The following is a 16939-nucleotide window of genomic DNA, read 5'->3' as shown; positions in this document are numbered from 1 at the left end:
TACGGGTATGGTAATGAGATAATTATATGGCGTTAGCTCTCTTCATGAACTGTGACTTGAGCTGTAAACATATAGCCAACACCGCGGACCGCTTTAAAGGGAATGTCTTTGCTTGAGACAAGTATTTTCTTTCTGATGCGTGAAATAAGAAGGTCTAGACTGCGCAAATGGGTTTCTGTATTGGTTCTACCTAATTCAAGGTAAAGGTCATCGCGACTAACCGTTTGCTCTTTATTGCGGACCAAATGGTTAATCACTTTGTTTTCAGCCGCTGTAAGCTCAATGACATCTCCCTTTGGGGTAAATAAATGCCATTGTGCTGGATTATATTGCCATTGCGGCTCTTTATCTTGTGGTAGGTCTTCATAACGGCGAAGTAGGTTTTTAAGAACGAGGGAAAGCTCGCGATAATCTACTGGCTTGGATAAATAATAATCAGCCCCCTCAGATAGTCCTTCAATACGTTCTTGTGTTTCTCCCAATATGGTCAACATCACCACGGGAAAGGGGTAAGATTTTTTAATTTTTGCAAGGGCCTCAAACCCATTACCATCAGGCAGTAAAACATCAAGTACAAGCAAGTCGGGCTGCTTTGTTTCCAGCTCATTCCACATTTGGGCAAGAGAAGCACATCGTCTGACGTTGAAATTATCCAGTTCCAGCAAGTCTGAAATGGAAGAACGAAAATCATCGTCATCATCAACCAGTATGAGATCTATTTTCTTCATGGGGCACCTTCTGGAATGCAAGGTAGAGTGACTTTAAAGGTTGTCATCCCTTCTTGGATGAGCTCGGTCTTACCATGGTAGCGCTCAACAATTTCTTTTACAAAAAACAGACCTACGCCTTCGCCATTTTTCTCACTGACTGTTGAACCGCGATAGTATTTCTCAAAAATACGCTCTTCCTCCTCCCTTGCCACACCCGGGCCATCATCTTCAACACAAACGATCAGCTGACCTGTTGGGGCTACTGAGCATTCTACCGTCACAGTTTGCGGGTCTTTTGCATATTTTTTGGCGTTGGAGATCAGGTTTGAAAAAACAAGTGAGAGCATCTCTTTATTTGCAAGGACAAAAATAGAATCATAATGATCATTGACGAGAGTAACTTCAAATTCCTGACAGGTTTGGGTCAATAGTTTAGTCGCATCAATTTCTTGTTCTGCAGGGTTTTCCAGCTCTTTGTTCATCCAATCTTTTTTCAACACGTTATCAACAAGGCGCACCAACCTGTTTGTTGAGCGTAAAACACGCCCCACTTGGTCTTTAAGCTCTGGTGCATCTTGGGCTTGGAGCATGATTAAATCTCCCGTGCTTTTGATGGTCGCAAGAGGGTTGGAAAATTCATGGGAAATCATGGTTAAGAGGTTTCGTTGTTCCTGAATGGCCTTGTCTGTTTTTGAATTGGCTTCAAATAAGGTAACTAATTGTGCTTTCACTTCATTTTGAAGACGTGTTGAGATCATCAGGACAAAGCCAGCCGTATAGCCCACATGACCGACAATCCCGGTTAAATAGGCCAATGTGTCACGAATGTTTGTGGATTGCATAAATTCAGGGACTTCAGCCTCTACAAACACGACATGGATCGTTCTGAGGAAGAAGATAACGCCGAAGAACAAAAAGAAAAAGCCCGCCAGCTTTTCAGAATAATTACTATTTTTGTTCCTGATCCATAATTCATGGCCTGCCCAATAGGAAAAGACCGCCATCCCTAAGGAGGCTAAAAAGATACGTTCTGCAAGATAGTCATGTGAATAAGCCAGAAAGAAAAACGGTGTCCAGATGATGAAAAGAAAGGAAAGGCTCATGCGCCATGGGATATCTCGTTTCAACCATTGGCGACAGCCATGCAGCATAAACATATAGCAAAGAAGATAGAGCCCGTTTGCAATCACAATAGACATGAAAAGCGGGACGATGCCACGCAAAACAAAAAGCACGCTACCTGCTGCCATGCACGCACCGCCAATCGCCCAGTTTCTGGTTGAAGGAATTTGCGGAAAAAGGCGGTACAATAAATAGAGTACCACGGCTTCAACAAGCGTGACGGCAGCCAGTACGGCAGCCAGAGTTTTCATATCCATTCTAAACTAACCAAGAGATGTTGTTTCTAAGTATCTAGAATTACATGATTAGTTCGCTTAATCAACGATACAAAATGGTACAAAACTCGACTCAAAAACAACCCGGTCAAACTGTATAAACAAAAGCTAATGATGTCTCATTCAAGGCTTAGGGCTTAGGCCGCAAAAGTTGTGCCTTCATTTTATTGCGGGGTTGCAAGGGTTAAGATGAAAAAAACAAGATTATTCAGACTAAAAGACTGGACCATTCAGGATTTGGTGTTTTTGGGCTTTGCGCTGACTGTTGTAGATTTTTCCGGTGCAAAAATCGCTGATGGTTTTGCACAAACGCCCCCTGATGCAGGCACATTGCGCAATAAGATTGAAAACGAGCTGAAAAAGACCAAACCCAAAACACGCGCACCAATGCGCCTGCCTGAGGAAATGAAGCCCCTAAAAGGTGTTGTTTTTAAAATCGATGAATTCAAGTTTCAGGGCAATGCTCTGCTGAAAGATGAATTGCTCGCCAGCGCTGTAAAAGAATATGAAAACCGTGCCATTGATTTTAACGGTTTGCAAGCAGCAGCGGCGGCAGTTGGCAAGCTCTATCGCGAAAAAGGCTGGTTGGTTCGTGTCTATTTACCTGAACAGGAAATTCAAGACGGCAGCGTTGTTTTGCAAATTGTCGAAGCCATATTGGGTGATGTAAAGCTTGAAGGTGATGAATCCCAACGTCTAAACCGTGAAAAAGGTCAAAAATATATAGAGCAAGCCCAAAAGAAAGGGGCACCACTTTCCTCAAGTCATGTGGATCGCGGCCTTTTCCTTTTGGATGACTTGGCAGGGGTTAGTGTTTCTGGGCGTATGGTTCAAGGTCAAAACACGGGCGAGACCGATATTTTATTGAAATTTACCGATGAACCCTTATTGAGCGGGGATGCAGGCATTGATAATACCGGGGTGCGCTCAACCGGACGGGAGCGTTTAACCGCTAATTTAAATATGAACAGCCTGTTAAAACGAGGGGAAAAATTCACACTTTCCGCCATCGCGAATAAAGGCAGTAAATATGGTCGTTTGGCTTTAAATATGCCGGTTGGATATGACGGTTTAGCTTTAAAGGCAGATGCCTCGGTGATGTCCTATAAATTGACATCTCCTGATTTTGAAGACCTTGGTGCTAAAGGTGATTCCACCTCTTTTGGGCTTGGGTTTAATTATCCGCTCATTCGATCACAGCAAGAAAACCTGAATATTACGGGTGAGGTCAGACATAATAATTACCTCAATAAAAGCAGTGGTGAAATCAGCAGTAAATATAATAACTCCAAACTTGTGCTGGGCCTAAACGCGACTTCCTTTGATGATCATTTCGGTGGGGGCGCAAATGCAATCAGTGCGGATATCACATATGGTCGCATCGCTTTGGGGGACATTGACACAAGTGAAGATAGCGACCTCAAAGGGGGCTACAGTAAAATTACGGCAAACCTATCGCGCCAACAGGCTATTTCAGAAGATGTTTCAGCCTATGTAAAAGCCTCAGCCCAATGGGCCAAGGATAATCTTGATTCCTCAGAAGAGTTTTACTTGGGCGGCCTATACGGTGTGCGCGCCTATCCCGGGGATGAAGGCGGTGGCAGTGATGCGTTACTTTTATCGGCTGAACTTCGATACCGTGTTCATGAAACTGTCTCTGTCTCGGCCTTTTATGATTGGGGCCGCGTTAGGGTGAATAAGAATAACGATATTGCCTCACCTGCTGACGTCAATATGTATGACCTTCATGCCATTGGCTCTTCGCTTTCTTGGGATGGGCCCAAAGGCTTTGGGGTGGATGCGACTTATTCAACCCGCTTGGGCAATAATCCAAACCGCACCACAGGGGGCCAAGATCAAGACGGCACCCGCATAGAGCATCGCCTTTGGCTTGTTGCAAATGTGTCGTTTTAAAAAGGGGGAAATGCAAAGATGTTAAATAAATTCAATCGATTACTTTTGAGCAGTACAGCAAGTGTTCTCTCAACACTGTGTGCCTCACTTTCATTTGCACAAGACCCGGCCCCAACGGAGCTTCCCACCGGGGGAAATGTTGTGGGCGGTCAGGCCTCGATCTCACAGTCAAACAATGTAATGACCATTAATCAGTCAAGCAGTCGCGCTGTTATTGACTGGCAGAGTTTTAATATTGGCTCTCAAGCCACTGTTGATTTTAATCAGCCAAGTACAAACAGCGTGGCCCTTAACCGTGTCACAGGGGCGAGCCCAAGTAAAATTTTTGGACAGCTCAATGCCAACGGTAAGGTTTTTATCACCAACTCCAAAGGAGTCTATTTCGCCCCCGGGGCCAGTGTAAAGGTTGGCTCTTTGGGTGCGACAACGCATAATATCAGCGTTGAAGATTTTATGGCTGGTAACTCAACCTTTTTGCGCAACGGCTCAACAGGCAGTGTTGTTAATGAAGGTCAGATCGAAACATCCTTGGGCGGTTATGTAGCGTTATTAGCCCCTGAAGTGCGAAATGAAGGAATTATTCTGGCTAAGGCAGGCACCGTGGCTTTGACCTCAGGAGAAGCCATCACCCTTAAGTTTTCTGATGGCGGTGGGCTGGCAGATGTGACAGCCACAAAGTCACAAGTCGATGCGTTGGTGGAAAATAAAAAAGCCGTTCTTGCCCCCGGTGGTCTGGTGATTTTATCAGCCCAAGCCGCCAATACATTGCGCGGTGGCGTGGTAAATAACGAAGGGGCTATTGAAGCCACGGGCCTTCATAATGATGGCGGTGTGATCCGTCTGTTAGCAAGTGATACAATCACTCATTCAGGCTCCATTGATGTTTCAGCCAAAGCTGACAGCAGCGGCTCTGCTGGTGAAGCGCTTATTATTGCAGACTTGAGCAATCTGGACAGCACAACAACCATAAGCGGAAGCCTAAAAGCAATTGCGGGAAACCAAGGTGGTGATGGTGGCTTTATTGAAACCTCAGCAAGTCATGTGGATATTGAAAACGCAACTGAGGTCAATACACTTGCCCCAAACGGGGAAAATGGCACATGGTTGATTGATCCGGTTGATTTTGTTGTTAGTAGTTCGGGCGATATGACGGCTGCAACCCTGCAAACCAACCTTGCTGGTGGTAATGTCAGTATTTCCAGTACAACAGGGGGCAGCGGTACAGGCGGGCATGTCTATATCAATGACGCGGTGTCATGGTCAGCCGATACAAGCCTGACCCTATCGGCGGTAAATGATATTTTCATTACGCAAGATGTAACGGCAACGGGCAATAATGCAGGCTTAAATCTGTATTATGGTGGTACTGATGGAACAACGGCCCCCACAGCCGGAAAAGACTTCTATTTGGATTTAGCCAACGGGGCAAATGTTACGTTATCGGGTTCAAGCCCAAGCCTGAAAATCGGTAATGAAAGCTATACGGTTTATAATTCTGTCAGTGATCTTTTGACCATGGGCTCGGGCTCAAGTGTGCGTGGGGCCTTGGGGCAGGACTTATCCCTTTCTGGTACCAATTACACGACAGCTTTAATCAACTCGAACTTTCAAGGCAGCTTTAACGGCTTAGGCAATGCGCTGGATGGCTATACGGTGCGCGCGACATCGGGTGGCAATATCGGTATCTTTGCAAGCTTGCAAGGCGCTACGGTTAAGAACTTGGGTATTACAAATATGGATATCCAGACAAATGCCAGTGATACAGCCAAAACGACAGACAAATTCCGCATTGGTGGCCTTACGGGCCTTGTTCAGGGCTCGTCTGTTGCTGAGGAAACCAACCTTTATGGGGTGTGGAGCAAAGGTTTAATCTCGGCAAACCCGGGGTCTTCCCAAGCCGTATTTTTTGCAGGTGGCCTGATCGGTCAGCAAAATAGCGGTCGCTTGGTCGCCAAACGTACCTACAGTACAGCCAATGTAAGTAGTCAGCAGTCTGACTCATTTAAGCTGGCTTTAGGGGGCTTAATTGGTGATCTCGGCACCACAACACGTGCGGCACATTCTGCAACAACCGGGGCAACGCTTCAAACAGCCATTAGTGAAAGTTACGCAACGGGTTCTGTCTTGTCTGGAACCTATGATACGACAGGTTCGGGCTATTATGGTACAGGCGGCTTGGTCGGTGTGGTTTATTCAAGTGGCGTCACCATTGATGATAGCTTTTCTTGGGGGAACGCGGTTTCCTCTGCCTCCTTTGGCGGGCTCGCTGGTTTTTCATCAGGTGGGACTTTTACCAATTATTATACCACCCAGTCAGGGCTAGGTAACGGTAGCCCAACGCGCACGAACGTTTATACCTCTGCCACGTTAAACACCTCAGGGGGCACTGCACTTCCCACAGGGTTTAGCGGTACGATTTGGGATATTTCATCAAGCCCGACACTTAAGGGACTTCCGGCACCGGGAAAACGCGTCTACATTCAAGAAACCACCACAGCAGGAACCTATGGCGGTTTGAGCTTTGCTTACAACCTTGTTGATTCTGCTGGTTCTGCCATTACCTTGGGCGCAGGGGATTATACTGGCCTAACAGGGGTAACAGGGACGGGCAAATACAGTATTTCAGATACAACTTCTGTTGGGAGCTATAACGTCTCTTATCTCTCAGGATTAAGTTTTACGGGTGGGTCTGCTTCAAACTTTGATCTCGCCCCATATAGTACGGCAACATCTTATACGGTAAATAAAGCTGGCCTGAGCGTAACAGCAAACAACCTGTCAAAAACAACAGGTGGGGCAGCTTATTTAGGCGGTAATGGCGTAAGCTATGCAGGTTTTGTCAATAGTGAAACCAGTTCGGTTCTGGGTGGCACATTAGCCTATGGTGGGACAAGTCAAGGTGCCACAGCAGCTGGAACCTATACGATTATTCCAAGTGGATTCACCGCAGATAACTATAGTTTTACTTATGTTAATGGTCAGTTGGTTCTAAAACTACCAGAGCCTCCCACACCACCAACGACCACAACAAATAACAATACGTCAACACCTGCCTCCACAACACCAAGACAAAGCAGTACAGCAGCACAGCAGAGCACAACTGCACCAACATCTAATAGTCTTCCGGTAGGTGGGGTAAATACAACAAGCAGCAGCTCTGTTGGAACAGGCCAGTTGGGCACGAGCGGCATTCAGGTTTCCATGGCAGCGCCTGCTAAGACGAGTCAAAGCCTTGCCGTATCCAATAGTAATATTGTTTTGGTTTCTGTACCTAAAAACATGACAACATCTGGTCAGGGCTTCAGTTTCGAGCTGCCCCAGCAGGTTAGTCAAAATATTACAACCACATCAGTGAGAGCGACACTTGTTGATGGCGCAAGCTTACCAAGCTGGCTCAGCGTAAACCCGGCAACCAAATCCTTTGAAGCCAAAGCCGTACCCGATGGCGGCCTTCCCCTTGAGGTCGTGATTAACTATGGCAACGAACAAGTGATGATGGTCATCTCTGAAAGAAACGAAAACTAATCTTTTGGTATTTTTTTGCCATTTAGATTCAGAGCGTAGCCAGAGCGCATGATCCCAAGAATGTCTTGGAGCTTATTCCTCTTCTTTCAAAAGGAAACAGAAAATTGCATTTAACGTGAAAAATTACGCCCTAAGCCGTGTCGTCTTCACCTTGGGGTGGGTTCTCAATCGTTTCATCGGTGTCATCAAAGGCATCATCAGAGAAACTATCATCTTCTTGATCATGCTCAACAGGGCCAAGATCAAGGGAGACTTCTTGGGCGCGCAGCAGGTTTTTCTGTGTGACTTTGGCAAGTTTTACGGCCTTGCGTGCTTCATAAACTTCAAGCGCAGCTTGAAAGGCCTTAACCGCGGCTTCGGCTGTTTCAGGTTTGCGGGTTTTTTGACAGAGCATAAAGAGGGCTGAGCCCAGATTATTTTGTGTTGCCGCCCATAACATGGGGGTTTGGCTTTTATTGCGCACAGCCAAGGCTTCGCGGCACGCCTCAGCGGATCGTGCAATCATATCAAGGTCACCACTTTGGCTGCCCAGCAATTGTAAAGCACGCGCCAGATGATGCTTGGCTTCTCCCCAGCGTTGTGGTGTGGCAGACGCACTAAAGACCTGTAGCGCATTTTGAAACGCTGTAATAGATTCGCGCAATGGCCTGTCGTCATCGGCAAGGGAATCTTGTTTGAATTGCAACTGCCCGATGGAAGATTGCAGGTCGGCCCATTCATTGGCAAAATTGGAGCGGGTGAAAAAATCACAGGCTTCACGCAATGACTCAATAGCTGCTTCGAGCAGGTTTTTCTCTCCGCCTAAATCATACCATGCACTTTGCGCATACCCAAGATGGCGCTTAATGATGCCTTCCAACATGGGGGATTTGCTGCGCCGCATAGAGCGCAGGGCTTTCAGGTAGGATTCTTCAGCTTCTTTAAAACGGGTGGCGTTTTTCTCATAGGTGCCTGTGGTCGCCAGCAGGTTGGCGTATCCCATTTCAAAACGCACTTGCTCATCCGTATCAAGATCGCGCATGCGTTTTTGCATGGCGGGGCGCATGGCTTCAAGGGCCGGGCTTAAGATGCCTTCAAAGGAATCATGTTGTTCTTTATTTGCTGGCACAAGCCCACTGATCACCCCGCCATAAAGATAGCCAAGCAGCTCATCATCCAACTCTGTGGGCAGGTCAATACCATCACACGGTTTGATGTTACCTGCGCGTTCATGGCGAAAGGGGTGGAGTTGGGCCATGCGCAGATGGGCGGTTTCCCCGCGGGCGCGCACTTGGCCCCAAACCAGAAGGTCGCCTTCTTGTTCTTTAAGCCAGCGTTGGGCATTAGATTTAATCTGCCCCCAAATAACGGGACTATCGCTAAAATCAGCCACTGCAAAAGCGGAATCGGTCCGGCGCACGTTAATCAGGCTGCCGCCATAATTCTCTGCTGCTGTTTTTAGCGCATTGTAAAATGTTGTGGTGATCCGGCCATCTTCATCATCAAAGAAATTTGCCACAAGAATTTCATAGGTGGCTTCGCGGCCCTTATCGCTGTTAAACAGGCGGGAGAAAAAGCCTTTCTTTTTGGCCTGGGCAGGTTCGGTTGCCCCAGGCTTTGCCGGGGGGCGGGCCATGGCTCCATCCGCAGGTGATACGCCTGCTTTTGCCAACATATCATCAGCTGTGCGCAAACGCTCAACCAGCTTGCCCATGACTTTGGAAGAAAGCTCGGGATCGTTGTGAATGCCTTTCATGAGGGCTTCAGGCGGGATTTCTTTGACCGTGGTTGTACCCACAGCGCGTGAGGTCGCACTGCGCGGGCTGCCATCAATCACGCCCATTTCACCAAAAAGCTCACCCGCTTTTAAGCTGGCAAGGCGCACGGGCCCATGCTTGCTTTTTTTGGTCAGCTCAACAGCACCTTTGACAATCACATAAGCAGAACCGCTTGGGTCACCTTCATTAAAGATGACCTCCCCGTTCTTAAGCTTTTTGATTGTGCCACTGGCGGACATGAACAAACTTCCTCTAAGTACTTATGACTTATATACTATATATAAATTACATTAAGGAATACTTATCATGTCTCGCAACCTTAATTTGGATGAAATTTCATCTGCCAAAGGGTCTTATATCCTACAGATCCATGTGATGGACAGGATTGTGCTGGATATCAAAAGCTTGAAAAACCCTGAAATTGCACAAGGGCGCTACCTCTATTGCGGCAGTGCCAATGGTCCCGGCGGCATGGGTGCACGCGTAAAACGCCATGCCAAACGCGATAAAAAAGCCCATTGGCATGTGGACCGTTTGACCATCCCTTTTGGGGTGGAAGCGTTAAGTGTTTTTGAAGGGGCATCAGAATGTGATCTGGTGGCGCATCTGTGCAAGCTTGATTTTTGTGATCAACCTTACGTGAAATTTGGCAGCTCAGATTGTGAGACTTGCACAGCCCATCTTGTGCGTATAAAGGAAGGTTTTAATATGGAAGATTGCGGGCTTAGCGCGCCAGTTTTTCATCCAAGGCGTGGTAAAGTCTTTTAAAAGTCCCTTCCCAATCGGTCGGTTTTTTCTGCCTGAAAATACGCATGTGGGGATACCATGGGCTGTCTTCACGCTCATTCATCCATCGCCAATCTGGTGTAAAAGGCAGCATCAGCCAGCATTCTTTACCCAAAGCACCAGCAAGATGGGCAACGGATGTATCAATGGTGATGATGAGATCAAGGGAATGAATAAGTGAGGCTGTATCTGCAAAATCCTTAAGTTCTTTGGCTGCATCCACAAACAGGCAATGCGCGCCTGTTGTTTCAAGCTCTTTTGCGCGTTCACCTTTTTGCAAACTAAAGACCGTAACACCTTTATAACCCGCTAAAGGGAGGAAGTGCTTTAGTTCAACTGAGCGTCGTCGATCATTTTTATGGGTTGGGCTGCCACCCCAGACAAGACCGATGTTTGCCCCGCCTTGTGGGGCCGGGCGTACCCGAAAACGCCCATCAGCAGGGGGTTTGAGAAGAGGAACCTCACCGGGGATATGATCAATATCAACGTCTAGAATATGGGCCAGACTCATTAAAGGAATCCAGACATCAAATGCAGGTGGCTTTTGACCAAAGGGCACAATTTGATCAATCCCGTCATAACCTTCAAACAATCTAATCAATTCGGGTTGGCATTCTAAAATAATGCTGCCGCCAAAGCGTTTTTTAAGCTCAGGGATTAAGCGGATAAACTGGATGGCATCGCCAAAGCCCTGTTCACGGTGGATGTAAAGCGTGCGTCCCTCAAGGGGATCGGCTTGCCAACGCGGTTGGTTGAATTTACGCGGTGGGCTTTTTTCCAGCTCCCAACGCGCATCATATTCAGCAAAACCTTCTTTTAGGCGCCCCGCCATAAGATAGGTGAGAGAGCGATCCCATCGACAATCTTTATAAGCGGGGTCTTTTGCCAGCACTTGGTTAAACAGGGTGATGGCATCGTCATATTTACCCGCATCGCGCAACACAAGGGCGGTGTTGTAAATATAAAGCAGGTTATCGGGCTCATGCTCAATGGCTTTATAATGGGCCGCAACCGATTCTGTAATGCGGTCCATATCATTAAGGACATTGCCCATATTTGAATAAGTGCCGGCATGATCATCGCGAATGGAAAGCGATTTTTGATAACAGGCAAGCGCTGCGTCATAACGGCTTTGTTTGCGCAAGGCCACAGCCATATTATTATAGGCATCGGCAAAATCGGGATTAAAGGCAATGGCTTGTGAATAAAAAGGCAGGGCCTCATCAAGCTTGTCTTCGCGGTGGTGTTTTACAGCCTGTTGAAAAAGAACTTGGGATTTCTCAAGCGGGCTGAGCGCGTCGAACTCTTTTCTTTTTTCGTCATTTTGGGTGTTCATCACTTAACGTCCGCACAAAATTGATTTTGATCTGATCCTAAACAAAGACAGGGTAGAAAAAAAGGATTAAACTTTAGAAACTATAGGTCTTTAAAGGGGAGTGTGTCATGTCTCGTGATCCAGAAATGCATCCATCTTTATTTGATGCCTACACGCCCGCCAATATTGCACAGCGTATTGAAAATGTCGCCTTGGTCAAAGCGCAGATGAACGGCTTGTCCTTATTGACGTTGGGCATTTTGGCTGGCGCATTTATTTCTTTTGGGGCGATGTTTTACACCGTTGTGGTGACGGGTTCGAGTTTAGGTTTTGGTCTAACGAAACTCATCGGCGGGCTGTCTTTCTGCCTTGGTCTGATCTTGGTTGTGGTCGGCGGGGCGGAGCTTTTTACAGGTAATGTGCTGATCGTTATGGGCTGGGCTCATAAAAAAGTGACCAGCGCGCAATTGCTGCGCAACTGGATTATCGTCTATATCGGGAATTTCATCGGGGCGGTTTTGATGGCCTTTTTGGTCTATCAATCATCTATTTTACTGGCCGCTGACGGCGAGGTTGCCCAAACTGCTATTAAGATTGGGGCAGGAAAAGTCAGCCTTGGTGCAGATGAGTTATTTGTGCGCGGCATTTTATGCAATGCACTTGTGTGTTTAGCCATCTGGTTGTGTTTTGCCGCCCATTCCGTTACCGATAAAATACTGGCAATCTTGTTTCCCATCACCGCTTTTGTAGCCCTTGGGTTTGAACATTCCATTGCCAATATGTATTTCATCCCCCTTGCTATGATGCAAGCAGGTGAGACGGTGATTAGTAACCTTGATGTGGCAGGTTTGCTGCGCAATCTGTTCTTTGTCACCGCCGGTAATATTGTGGGTGGCGGGGTGTTTGTCGCGCTGAGTTATTATTTTGTTTATTTGCGTGGGCGTGAGTGATTACTTTAAGCACTTAGTAAGGGCTGATGCCATATCGCGCATGAGGTCGAAATATTGATCAGGCCCGTTTTTATGAGACGTACCAAGCGGGTCTAAAATCCCTGTTTTGGCCTGTGTGCCTTCAACCACGCTATGGACCAATTTGGGTTTAAATTGCGGTTCGGCAAAAACACAGGTTGCGCCAATAGAGGTGATGGTTTTGCGAATGTCTTTGAGGCGCTTGGCACCGGGAATTCTTTGCGGTGAGATGCTGATGCTGCCAGCAATATTAAGGTCATAACGTTTTTCAAAAGCGCTATAGGCATCATGAAAGACAATGAACGGTTTGTCGTGAACGGGTTTTAGGCTTTCGCTGATCTCGTGGTTAAGCTTTTCAAGTCGTTCTTCCAGTTTTTCAGCATTTTCCTGATAGGTTTTTTTATGGGCTGGATCAAGTTTGATGAGTGCGCCTTCAATCGCATGGACCATCGCAACAGTTTGGATAGGGTCAAGCCAGATATGCATATCTTCATGATCGCCATGGTGATCAGCGTGATGCTCATTAGGCTCATGCATTTCAGGGTCATCTTCACCTAGGGAAACGACCATCGCTTTTGTGCTTAAGGATTTAATCGGGCCTTGCAGAAAAGTTTCCAAGTCTGGCCCCACCCAAAAAACACCATCGGCTTTTTGCAGCTTGCGCGCATCTGAGGGTTTGAGTTGATAGCTATGGGGCGATTGTGCGCCTTTTATAATCAGCTCGGGCTTTCCCACCCCTTGCATAACATTTGAGACCAAGGAATGCACAGGCGCGATCGAGGTGACAATCTCAAGCGCATGGGCGCTAAAGGAAGAGATGGAGAAAGCAAAACTGGATAGAAGGAGCACGGTCTTTTTCATCGCTTGAGGTCTCGATATGTTATATTATTACATTATTTGCGTTATGATATAACGTATGCTAAACAGCCTATCAAGTTGAATTTTTAAAGTGAGATGCCTCTCCCGTGTCACAGCAAATAGAACCATTGATCTCTTTAAAGAGCGCAGGTGTCTATCGCGCCAAGCGTTGGTTGATCCGTGATATTAATCTGGAAGTCTATCCCGGTGAGATTGTGACCTTGATCGGGCCAAACGGGTCTGGAAAAAGCACGACCTTAAAAACCGCAATTGGTTTGGAAAAGCCAGATGAAGGCCAAGCGAGACGTAAAAAAGATTTAACCATCGGCTATGTCCCGCAAAAATTTCATATAGATGGCACCATGCCCCTCACCGTGCGCCGTTTAATGAGCCTGACAAAATCATATCCCAACGATTTGATTGAAGAGACTTTAAAAAGTGTCGGGGTACTGGAATATATAGATGCCTCTGTGCAGACTTTATCAGGTGGGGAATTACAGCGCGCCCTAATCGCACGCGCCTTTATTGCCAAGCCGGATTTACTTGTGCTTGATGAGCCTGTGCAAGGGGTGGATTATGCAGGTGAGGCCGCACTTTATGATATGATCGAGGCCTTTCGTGCAGAAACTGGATGCGGTATTTTGCTCATCTCTCATGACTTACATGTGGTGATGGCAAAAACAGACCGCGTGCTCTGTTTAAACGGTCATGTCTGTTGTACCGGCACGCCCGAGCGTGTGGTCAATGACCCGCAATATCTAGAACTGTTTGGCGCGCGCGCAACAGAGTCGGTTGCCCTATACCGCCATGATCATGACCATACCCATCTGGTAGATGGGCGCGTTATGCATAAAGATGGCAGCATTACCGATCATTGTCACAATCATGATGGTCACCATGATCACAGTGCTGAAAAAGGCGGTGATCATGCTGGATGATTTCTTTATGCGCGCCCTTATTGCCGGGGTTGGTTTAGCCATAGTTGTTGGCCCGCTTGGCTGTTTTGTTGTCTGGCGGCGCATGGCCTATTTTGGCGATACCATGGCCCATTCCGCCTTGTTGGGTGTGGCACTCTCCTTCCTATTCGACATATCATTAATGATCGGTGTGTTTGGTGTTGCAGCATTGGTCTCGTTATTGCTCATCACCTTGCAAAAACGCAAAAGCCTGCCCACAGACGCGCTTTTGGGCATCTTGTCACATTCTGCCTTAGCCATCGGTCTGGTGCTGGTTGCCTTTATGGCCTGGCTGCGTATTGACTTAATGGGCTATTTATTTGGTGATATTTTATCGGTCAGTGTTGGTGATATCGCCATGATCTATGGCGGCGGGATCGCGATTTTAGCCGTTCTTGCCCTGATCTGGCGCGGGTTGTTGGCGGCAAGTGTCAGTGAGGAATTAGCCGAGGTTGAAGGCTTAAAGCCAGAGCGAACCAAGTTGATCTTTATGTTACTCATGGCTGGCGTGGTTGCCATTGCCATTAAAATCGTGGGTATCTTGTTGATTACAGCGCTGTTGATTATTCCCGCAGCCACAGCGCGGCGTTTTGCGACAACGCCTGAAGTGATGGCTGTGCTGGCGTCAATTTTCGGGGTGATGTCTGTTATTGGCGGGCTGTTTTCCTCATTGCAATATGACACGCCCTCAGGCCCATCAATTGTGGTGATGGCAGTTGTTCTCTTTATTCTTAGTTTATTACCTGCGCGACAAGGAAGAAGCTCATGAAGAAGCTCACAAAAAATCAGCAATTGGTCTTTGATCAACTGGTGAAGAACAAAACCCCGCAAAGCGCTTATGATATCCTTGATGATTTGCGTGCTGAAGGCTTGCGCGCCCCGCTTCAGGTTTATCGCGCGCTTGATAAATTGGTGGAGTTTGACCTTGTACATCGCCTTGAAAGCATGAATGCCTTTGTGGCTTGTGCCCATGACCATGATGAAGCTCATCACCATCATCATGGTGGGTTTTGCGCATTTGCCATTTGTAATGACTGTGGATCAGTAAATGAGTTTAACGATCCTGTCATTGCAGGCCAGCTGCAAAATTGGGCTGGCAATGAGGGTTTTAAGACCCAAAGCACGACGGTGGAACTACGTGGATTGTGTGAGGGCTGTCAGCCTAATTAAAAGAGTGGATGGCTGGTGTTGCTGGCTTCAATTAACAGACTTGTGCCAAGCAGGGTAATGAACAAACCACCCACAAAGGCCGCGCCAAGAGAAAGCCGTTCCAGTAAGGCGCTGGACTGTTTTTCAGCCAGCATTAAGGCACCTTTTCTAAAATAAACCGCTAGGATCGCAAGGCCACTGACCGTAAGGGCCGTGCCAAAGGAAATGGCAAAGATTGAGGCAATCCCGCCCCAACGAAGCCCGACGATTTCTGCAAAGATCAAGACAAGCACGGAGCCGCTGCATGGGCGAATGCCAATGGAGAGAATAATCGCAATGCTATCGCGCAGGCGGGTGTTTTGGGTGAGCATTTCAGCGCTTGGCGCATGGGCATGTCCGCAGGTGTTGCAATGCCCATCCTCATGTGTGTGCTCATGATCATGATGGTGGTCGTGATGGCTTGTTGTTTTATATTTTTTTAAAAAGGCGCGCCCTGCACGCACCATGAGCATAAGCCCAATAAGTCCGATCAGACCAAAGCTGACCATCTCTAAAATGGGGACGGCGTCTTTGGCTGTGCTGCGCGAAAGCCCGATAATGCCAACTAAGCCTTCAACAAGGATAATGGCGCTTAACCCTTGCACAAAGGCTGAGGCAAAGGAGAGGAAGATGCCGCGTTTAAGCAGGCTTTCATGGCTTAAAAGATAGGTGCTGATGATGGCCTTGCCATGACCGGGACCTGCAGCATGAAACACCCCATAAAGGAAGCTTACCCCCACCATGGCCCAGATGGCCTGAAGGCCACCGTCTTGTAATGCGCGAATGGCTGAGGCCAACTCACGGTGAAAGGCTTGTTGTTGTGTGCGGATATAAAATACCAGTTCTGACCAATATCCGGCCTCACTGGCAAGGGCTTCAACGGGGAAAAGCAGGCAAAAACCAAACAGGGCGATAATTATGGGCATGAAAGCTCAACCGTTTCAGAAAAATACACACCAATGCCATCGCCTGCGGTTTCATCTTTATCCATGTCAGCAGCCATCAGGCTTAATTCTTTGGGCGGTTCGGGTTTTTTCATGGCATAGCCACAGCCCATGGATTTTTCCCCAATTAACTGGATAGGATCCCCTTCTGCGGCATGGAGGATTTCCACATAATAGGTCGGGTCATAAACCGCATAATCAATCTTGTGGGTTTTAGGATCAATGGGTTGGGCAAGAGTGACGGTAAATTCCATCCATAGGCGGTTTTTCTCAACATGGGTTTTATAGTCAGTAACAGGCTGGGAGGCAGCTTTTTTGCCATCGACATTGATAAAAGTGAAATAGGAATATTCCGACAGGTTTTTCAAATTCTGCTGAGCAAGATCGTTCAGGGCTTTTTGATCATAGTTTCCCTTGGCATCGGGTGTCATTTCTTCCAATGTGAAGGCAGAATAAAAATCATCAAATAACCAGCCAACCCAAAGCCCGCTGACTTTACCGTCTGGGTCAAAGATCAATGCTGTTTCCAGATCAATCCATGTATGGGGATGGGCATGGAGCTTTTGCACATTGCTTAAAAATAAGGTGCAGAACAACAAGCTGGTTAGGATGAATTTCAAC

General features: G+C 47.2%; 14 protein-coding genes. 7 read left to right on the top strand and 7 right to left on the bottom strand.

Going from position 1 to position 16939, the window contains the following annotated elements; translation table 11 throughout:
• Nucleotides 1-32: 32 nt before the first annotated feature.
• On the bottom strand, nucleotides 33-728 hold the full coding sequence (locus MTBPR1_RS06095; RefSeq protein WP_069186681.1) for a response regulator transcription factor: 696 nt from the start codon (nucleotides 726-728) through the stop codon (nucleotides 33-35).
• A complete protein-coding gene (locus MTBPR1_RS06090; protein WP_069186680.1) occupies nucleotides 725-2089 on the bottom strand; it encodes a sensor histidine kinase in 1365 nt (454 codons plus the stop codon). Before MTBPR1_RS06090 ends, MTBPR1_RS06095 begins: the two co-directional genes overlap by 4 nt.
• A 207-nt stretch (nucleotides 2090-2296) precedes the next feature.
• On the opposite strand from MTBPR1_RS06090, the gene MTBPR1_RS06085 reads away from it, so the two are divergent.
• Together MTBPR1_RS06085 and MTBPR1_RS06080 are read left to right on the top strand one after the other, a co-directional pair.
• A complete protein-coding gene (locus tag MTBPR1_RS06085; protein ID WP_083222927.1) occupies nucleotides 2297-4021 on the top strand; it encodes a ShlB/FhaC/HecB family hemolysin secretion/activation protein in 1725 nt (574 codons plus the stop codon).
• 18 nt (nucleotides 4022-4039) lie between these two features.
• Complete coding sequence (locus MTBPR1_RS06080) at nucleotides 4040-7546, top strand: two-partner secretion domain-containing protein (protein ID WP_069186679.1); 3507 nt, start codon at nucleotides 4040-4042, stop codon at nucleotides 7544-7546.
• A 130-nt stretch (nucleotides 7547-7676) separates the two neighbouring features.
• Here MTBPR1_RS06080 and MTBPR1_RS06075 read toward each other — a convergent pair whose 3' ends face one another.
• Nucleotides 7677-9542 (bottom strand): cyclic nucleotide-binding domain-containing protein, encoded by a 1866-nt coding sequence (locus MTBPR1_RS06075; protein ID WP_069186678.1) that lies wholly within the window; start codon nucleotides 9540-9542, stop codon nucleotides 7677-7679.
• Between the two features lie 67 nt (nucleotides 9543-9609).
• Between MTBPR1_RS06075 and MTBPR1_RS06070 the strand changes: the two genes are divergently transcribed.
• Nucleotides 9610-10071: a GIY-YIG nuclease family protein gene (locus tag MTBPR1_RS06070; RefSeq protein ID WP_069186677.1), complete on the top strand. Its 462-nt coding sequence runs from the start codon at nucleotides 9610-9612 to the stop codon at nucleotides 10069-10071.
• On the opposite strand, the gene MTBPR1_RS06065 is transcribed toward MTBPR1_RS06070, so the two are convergent.
• The gene (locus MTBPR1_RS06065; protein ID WP_069186698.1) at nucleotides 10028-11425 is read right to left on the bottom strand and encodes a tetratricopeptide repeat protein; all 1398 of its coding nucleotides are present in this window, start codon (nucleotides 11423-11425) and stop codon (nucleotides 10028-10030) included. The genes MTBPR1_RS06070 and MTBPR1_RS06065 overlap by 44 nt on opposite strands.
• A 107-nt stretch (nucleotides 11426-11532) precedes the next feature.
• Here MTBPR1_RS06065 and MTBPR1_RS06060 point away from each other — a divergent pair, with 107 nt between their 5' ends.
• Nucleotides 11533-12354, top strand: coding sequence for a formate/nitrite transporter family protein (locus MTBPR1_RS06060; RefSeq protein ID WP_205631214.1), 822 nt, complete (start codon nucleotides 11533-11535; stop codon nucleotides 12352-12354).
• Here MTBPR1_RS06060 and MTBPR1_RS06055 read toward each other — a convergent pair whose 3' ends face one another.
• Nucleotides 12355-13233: a zinc ABC transporter substrate-binding protein gene (locus tag MTBPR1_RS06055; protein WP_069186676.1), complete on the bottom strand. Its 879-nt coding sequence runs from the start codon at nucleotides 13231-13233 to the stop codon at nucleotides 12355-12357.
• 104 nt (nucleotides 13234-13337) lie between these two features.
• Between MTBPR1_RS06055 and MTBPR1_RS06050 the strand changes: the two genes are divergently transcribed.
• Genes MTBPR1_RS06050 through MTBPR1_RS06040 form a run of 3 tightly spaced genes read left to right on the top strand, consistent with a single transcriptional unit; the run spans nucleotide 13338 to nucleotide 15356 of the window.
• Complete coding sequence (locus MTBPR1_RS06050; protein ID WP_069186675.1) at nucleotides 13338-14168, top strand: ATP-binding cassette domain-containing protein; 831 nt, start codon at nucleotides 13338-13340, stop codon at nucleotides 14166-14168.
• A complete protein-coding gene (locus MTBPR1_RS06045; protein WP_338031275.1) occupies nucleotides 14086-14955 on the top strand; it encodes a metal ABC transporter permease in 870 nt (289 codons plus the stop codon). The genes MTBPR1_RS06050 and MTBPR1_RS06045 overlap by 83 nt, the downstream gene beginning before the upstream one ends.
• Entirely contained in the window at nucleotides 14952-15356 is a 405-nt protein-coding gene (locus tag MTBPR1_RS06040) for a Fur family transcriptional regulator (RefSeq protein WP_069186674.1), read from the top strand. The genes MTBPR1_RS06045 and MTBPR1_RS06040 overlap by 4 nt, the downstream gene beginning before the upstream one ends.
• Here MTBPR1_RS06040 and MTBPR1_RS06035 read toward each other — a convergent pair.
• Both MTBPR1_RS06035 and MTBPR1_RS06030 read right to left on the bottom strand, forming a co-directional pair.
• Nucleotides 15353-16300: a nickel/cobalt transporter gene (locus MTBPR1_RS06035; protein ID WP_069186673.1), complete on the bottom strand. Its 948-nt coding sequence runs from the start codon at nucleotides 16298-16300 to the stop codon at nucleotides 15353-15355. The genes MTBPR1_RS06040 and MTBPR1_RS06035 overlap by 4 nt on opposite strands.
• Nucleotides 16291-16938, bottom strand: a complete 648-nt coding sequence (locus MTBPR1_RS06030) for a DUF1007 family protein (RefSeq protein WP_069186672.1) — start codon at nucleotides 16936-16938, stop codon at nucleotides 16291-16293. The genes MTBPR1_RS06035 and MTBPR1_RS06030 overlap by 10 nt, the downstream gene beginning before the upstream one ends.
• Nucleotide 16939: the final 1 nt, after the last annotated feature.

This window comes from Candidatus Terasakiella magnetica (assembly GCF_900093605.1).
GTDB classification, from domain to species: domain Bacteria; phylum Pseudomonadota; class Alphaproteobacteria; order Rhodospirillales; family Terasakiellaceae; genus Terasakiella; species Terasakiella magnetica.
This window is presented reverse-complemented; position numbering and strand designations above follow the sequence as displayed.